5 protein-coding genes are annotated in these 6,068 nt (G+C 56.3%); all 5 read right to left on the reverse strand.

Annotated features, from left to right (window positions below; translation table 11 throughout):
• A partial coding sequence (locus FB548_RS18595) for a hypothetical protein (RefSeq protein ID WP_142126304.1) occupies positions 1–271 on the reverse strand: 271 nt, incomplete at its 3' end.
• An 86-nt stretch (positions 272–357) separates the two neighbouring features.
• Positions 358–810, reverse strand: a complete 453-nt coding sequence (locus tag FB548_RS18600) for a DUF6714 family protein (RefSeq protein ID WP_142126305.1) — start codon at positions 808–810, stop codon at positions 358–360.
• A gap of 1,273 nt (positions 811–2,083) precedes the next feature.
• Complete coding sequence (locus FB548_RS18605; RefSeq protein WP_142126306.1) at positions 2,084–2,593, reverse strand: hypothetical protein; 510 nt, start codon at positions 2,591–2,593, stop codon at positions 2,084–2,086.
• Positions 2,594–3,402: 809 nt separating this feature from the next.
• Positions 3,403–3,849, reverse strand: a complete 447-nt coding sequence (locus FB548_RS18610; protein WP_142126307.1) for a hypothetical protein — start codon at positions 3,847–3,849, stop codon at positions 3,403–3,405.
• Between the two features lie 57 nt (positions 3,850–3,906).
• Positions 3,907–4,512, reverse strand: a complete 606-nt coding sequence (locus FB548_RS18615; RefSeq protein WP_142126308.1) for a hypothetical protein — start codon at positions 4,510–4,512, stop codon at positions 3,907–3,909.
• Between the last annotated feature and the right edge of the window lie 1,556 nt (positions 4,513–6,068).

Genomic DNA, 6,068 nt, shown 5'->3' on the forward strand with positions numbered 1-6,068 from the left:
CTGATATTGCAGAAGTCTCGACGCTGTGCCGACTCAGGTGCTCGGGCAGAGCCTTCCGATAGTGCGTAAGCGACTCCCGAATGCGGGGAGTGAGAAACGAAAGCTCCTCCGGGCGCTCCGGGATCCACGTGACTGTAACCTTTTCGCCCTTCCGGTCACGGGCGAGCTGGTACATGTCCTCAAACACGAAGTCGCCATTAACGTAGTTCATGCCACTCATGAAGGAGTGGCTCCAGTTATGCGCCATGGATTTGATGAGCTTGTACTTCACGGGGAAATGATCTTGGGCCTAACACCGGAATTAAGCCGACCCGCGAAGCGGGTTCGGCTTGAATGAATTGTTAGGTGCCAGCCAGCTCACCTGTAGGTGGCCCCGGGCGCCCAGTACTCCTCAAGCGCGATCATAGCGGGATCCTGCCATTCGGACTCCTCTGAGAATGCGAGCTTATCTAGAACTGCCACAACCGCTTGCTCCTGTGCTGTTGAGAGGCAGCCGAAGCGCGGCGGGTCTCGATCAGGTGGCCGGAGCGAAAACAAGAACGCATCCAGTGCATTGGACGAGGGGTCTGAGATGTTTAGGAGTGCGTACTTGAGAAAGTACGGCAAATAGAAGCGCCAGGATTCACTGTCGAGGTGCGCAATGCCCCAGAAATTTTTCTCAAAATACTCGGGCGTGGTCTTGTCTATCACCGGGTCAAATGCGGGCGCGCGCTCGTGATCATCCAGGGCGTTTCCGCCGCGGAGTGAGAGAGGTGGATAGGCGTGCAAGCCACCAAAGCTCTTCTCTATGTCTGCGAGGATGCGGTCCATGGCACCTAACACCGGAATTAAGCCGACCCGCGAAGCGGGTTCGGCTTGAATGAATTGTTAGGCATCAAGTCCTAGAACCTAACGCCCCGTGGCGGGACAGCGACTACTTGCTCATCGTCCTCGTAGATTACGGTGCCGGGCTCCGTGGTTTTAAGAACGTTTACGTGATGCCCATGAAGCTCAAGCAAGCTCTTTAGCTCCCACATCTTACGAATGAACTCGACTGCCTCCGGCTTGAACCATGATATTGCACGACGTGTAGATCGAGTCTCCATGCCTTCCGGGAGCATCAGGTACTCATTGAACCAAGCGAGGACCTCACGTAGTCGCTGATGTTCTTGTGGGTCTAAGTCTCCATCATCGCGGAGAGTATGTCCGGCAACAAGAATCCCAGTAGCATGACCGGAGTCACCATCTCGCTCTTGTACTGAGAAGCGGATGTAGTTCAATTGATGCCTAAAACCGGAATTAAGCCGACCCGCGAAGCGGGTTCGGCTTGAATGAATTGTTAGGCCTCAGCCGGGAGTAGCCCCACGCGAACAGCTGGCCAACAAGGATCCACTGCACAGCCATTGCGCTATTGACCAACGCGGTGCCTGGCGCATGGACGTTACCTGAGACAAGAACCGCTACCAAGTAGGCGGGTAAGTTAGCCGCCATGGCGAGGTTGGAGGCAAGCGGATGCACAAGGATCCAATCATGCGCAGGCGAACTCTCAGCGAGCAAGAGCCAGCTAAAGGCCAACGCCAAGGCCGCAAAGCAGAATCCGTTCCTGAAGATCTTTGGCATACCTCCCCCTGAGGCCTAACGCCAGAATTAAGCCGACCCGCAAAGCGGGTTCGGCTTGAATGAATTGTTAGAGTGCGTGTCGGTGATCTCTGGCGGAAGTTGGGCCAGGATAGACACGCAATCACTCACCCCCACGACTAGGTACTCACGCAGCTCATACAGACGACCCGAGGTGAAGTGGGGTCGACTAAGCTCGAGGTCCAGCCAACCTCCGGATTGAACCTCAAAAAGCCAGCCATCTTTCAGCGAAAGCTTTGACCAGAACTCGGTAAGGTCGAGCTCCGAAAGAACGCGGTAACCACAAGCGGAGCGGAAAATGGCTTGAGCGCTCCACTGCTCAGACTCCAAGAAGATACGCACGCCGCCCGAGTGGGACTCAATGGATCTCACCGAGACGGTCCGGTCTGGACCGTGTCCGGTGTCGATCCGAGTCGCTCTTGGCTCGACTTGCATAGATTCTGTCATTAGCCCTCTAACACCAGAATTAAGCCGACCCGCGAAGCGGGTTCGGCTTGAATGAATTGTTAGCGCCCGCTCTGTCATGTGATGGGTGCCAGCGCTGATCAATCTGCTCACACATACTACTGTGCAAGGAACAGACAAAAATGGGGTACGACCACTCGTCAACAGTTAGCTCGACGGGACGTCGGACGAGGGAGCCCTCTCGATCCCAAATTGCCCAAGTGCGGTCGAGACCAAAAGTTGGCCCGTCTTGCCGGAAGAACTGCACGTTGTCGAGATGAGTAGCAGTGACCTTTGCAGCAATCCGTGTCAAGGAGCCAGAGCGCTTGGCCGCAATGAAGTCGACGATGCGGTGGAACCCTTGCGGGTGATCGCTCAGCAGTACGCCTGCGGTAACAACTGACTCGCTCGTGTAGTAAAAAGCATAAACAAGCTGGCCGCCGGCCATAATCTGATCTGATAGTGCTAGGCAGTAGTAGTAGCGACCATTTTCATTGATCGCCAGCAGATCAAACGGCCGGATTTGGATCATAGGGCGCTAACACCGGAATTAAGCCGACCCGCGAAGCGGGTTCGGCTTGAATGAATTGTTAGGGGGCGCCTACGGAGCGTTGAGCTCTGAAAGCTCGACTGGGTAAGAGCGGCCCCCGGTTGTTGTGAACTCTACTCGACAATCGTACGCCGCGGACCCTCCTGGTTCGGGCAATGAACCGCGGAACCGGTATGTAGCGGTAGCCCTGGCAAGCAAGTCGGCGGCGAAGCCTTCCGTCACAAGAAGTTGTGGGAGTGCTTGGGCAAGCTGCTGAGGGGCATGCGCTCCCTCACCAAAGAGTTCAGGGCTTGATGTGCCAGCGAGGAGATCTATCGTGACAAGGTTGCCGGCGCTAACGACCGATCGGGCCAGATGATTGATGCCGTAGTCGCTGCCCCAGTAGTTCAATGTGCTCGCAAACTGGTGGCAAATGTTGTGCGCTACGGACTTTAGTGGTTTTAGCGACGACACTACCCAAGCCCCCTAACACCAGAGTTGACCGGACCCGCCATGGGTCCGCTCCGAAGCCGATGATAGCCGGATCTCTGCCGACGACGCGGGCCCCGATGCGGGTTCCGGTTGAACGACTAGTTATGCGGCAGCGGTCCGGATGCCGGCAATGCGTAGCGTCCGGCCTGGCCATGCCTGCTACCTGAAACCCCTCCGCTGAAGCGCCCGGTAAAAGCGGCGCGCAGTGATGTCAGACCTTGCCCAAGCAAAAACAGATCTGATTCCGCCCTGCCGTATAACACCGGAATTAAGCCGACCCGCGAAGCGGGTTCGGCTTGAATGAACTGTTAGGCCACTAGCTAGTGACCTAGCCGTAGGAATTTGGTGAAGACGCTTGGAAGCGATTGCGAGACTTGCGCGAGATCTTTCTTGATCTGTGTTTGGCGATCAAGATTCTCAGTGCGTGCTGAGCCAGTCAAGCCTGGGAAATCCGCTTGAAGGGCATGAAGGTTAACGGCGAGCTTATAAAGACGATCTACGACATCTTTGACGGCTTTGTCACAGCCGAATGCAAAGTAAGCAAGTTTTGTCTCTCTCAGGAACTCGATGTCTGCTCCCGGCGCAACTGTACCTGCGATCAAGATATTGGCAGGAAACGCGGATATTGTCTCGTAGATTACGTAGCGTCGATCAAACAACTCGTGTTTAAGGCGCGCTCGATCCGTGAGCCACTGCCGAAGCGTGATGAAAGCGACGAGCGCCGCGATTGCGGCGGTTATGACTGCGGTTGCGGTAGAAATGTCCATGTGGCCTAACACCGGAATTAAGCCGACCCGCGAAGCGGGTTCGGCTTGAATGAATTGTTAGAGCTCACCCTTGAATCTCATGATGACGAGCCCCGCAACGACAGTGCCGATGATGGCGAGCCATGTTCTGCCGATTGGCCTGTCATACCAAGGTTTCTGTGGTAGATCTATTGAGCTCGCAGGGGCTGACCTGATACGTATTTTTGCAGCCTTAGCGAACCGCCCCAACTCCTCAGAAGAAATTACTAGGTCGCTAGGTAAGATCGCAATGGCTGACTCTCCGAGGAGACCAATGCCGTGTTTTGGCGTGATTGTTGAATCGTAGAAAAGACGAGCTACGAGCATCTCTCGGTTAGTTGATCGATTGAGAAGAATTCTTGCTGTGTCTTCTCGATGAAGGTACACCAGCTGCGCATACTCATGGCCCGGTGCAATGAACCTAAATTCAGCGCGGCTGGTCTTGGTGTGCACAGCCGTAGAACCGTCGGAAAGTGTGACGTCTCGTTGCTCGCGGTAGTCGAACGGCTTGTGATAGACAATCGAGGCGAGAAGTTGGCCAGTGACTAAGAACTGACTGAGCTGACTCATATCGAGGCGCAGTGTATCGGCCGCGCGTTCAAGTGAGACGTACTTTTCTCTTGCTTTTGGCAGTCGCCTGAACATTCTAGTGAGCTCTAACACCGGAATTAAGCCGACCCGCGAAGCGGGTTCGGCTTGAATGAACTGTTAGGGCCCATGCCGATCTACTGCGGGACCTAGCCGGGAAACGAGATCATCCATCTGGGCTAACCATTCTTCGGCACCCTGGTCAGCCCATAACTCATAGAGTTCGGAGTCGCGCGGGCCGCGTACACGCTTTACCGCGGCGAGTGCCTGTGGCGCCAGTGCGCGCAGCTGATCCGAAGGTTGGCGTTGTATCCATGCGGCTAGATCTGTCGGAAGGTCCTTGTTGGGCTTGCCCAAGGACGCAGCTACGACCTCAGCAGCTACGAGCGCGTCCTCAGCGTCCGAAGACTCCAGGTATCCGGCAGCGATAGCTAAGCGAAGCGCCTCTCGAACCGTGTCGACGGTGCCAGACTCTGCCCAGGTTGAAGCAGTGTCCAGCGACTGATCGTTGTCAAAGTGCCCGACGCCCCACGTACCCGCAGAGGCAGGCGCTGCAATGATTAGAAGCAAGAACGCGATGAACTTTCTCATGGGCCCTAACACCGGAATTAAGCCGACCCGCGAAGCGGGTTCGGCTTGAATGAATTGTTAGGCCTCGGCACGCGGCAGGCCAGCGGCGACAAGCTTAAGCTGAACTATAGCCTCCTCGGGTCCAAAGCGGCCCGTCCTACCGTAGCTACCCTTGTCCGCGTCGGTGTCGGAGCAGACATGGGCCAGGACGGTCTCGGCCAGTTCTCGGTGTGGAGCAATGCGAGCTGCGAACTTGTCCAGCACCGCTAGACCAGCAGGATCAGACTCATGGCCATCTAGGGCATACACCCAATAGAAGTTGTCGTACGCCGCGCAGAAGTCCCAGAACGACAAAGTCCCGTCAGCGCACAGCCGCACCAACCCATCGTGATGATCAAGGGCAGCCACTAGCTCGGACTCTGAAAGGAATGTGGTCATGCGCTTTAAGAGGCCTAACACCGGAATTAAGCCGACCCGCGAAGCGGGTTCGGCTTGAATGAACTGTTAGGGCTCATGCCGATGTACTTGAAGCTGCACACGTAGCCACCCTCCTCGGATTCGAGGTTATCAGACACATATGCCTCGTAAGATCCCGCACGACTGAAGATCCGCTCAAGCGGCCCATCGACCGAAGCGCGGCCCTTGAAAGATGCTGGCACCTCGACACGAGAGACCGAGGCGAACTCTCCTGGGGTCATCAGTTGCGGTTCCCCTTCCGGAGGTAAGCCCACTACGAGGAAGTACCACGAGTTGTCGGACACACGCCGGATGGCCAGCTCACGCCCGTGTCCAGCGCCCAAAGAAAGCACCAATGGTTGAGAGGCTCGAAGGCTGCCCGGGGAGCAGGCGAGCATGCGTGGATTGGAAGACCAAACCGCAGGCTCGTATCCGTCGACTGCCGCGGTGCTGGTTGTTAGCAGGGCGGCGAAGCATATGCTTTTCATGAGCCCTAACACCGGAATTAAGCCGACCCGCGAAGCGGGTTCGGCTTGAATGAATTGTTGGCGCGCTCTAGGACCACTCCTAAAGCCGCCCCAGCTGCA

Source organism: Pseudoxanthomonas sp. 3HH-4 (assembly GCF_006716465.1).
Classification (GTDB): domain Bacteria; phylum Pseudomonadota; class Gammaproteobacteria; order Xanthomonadales; family Xanthomonadaceae; genus Pseudoxanthomonas_A.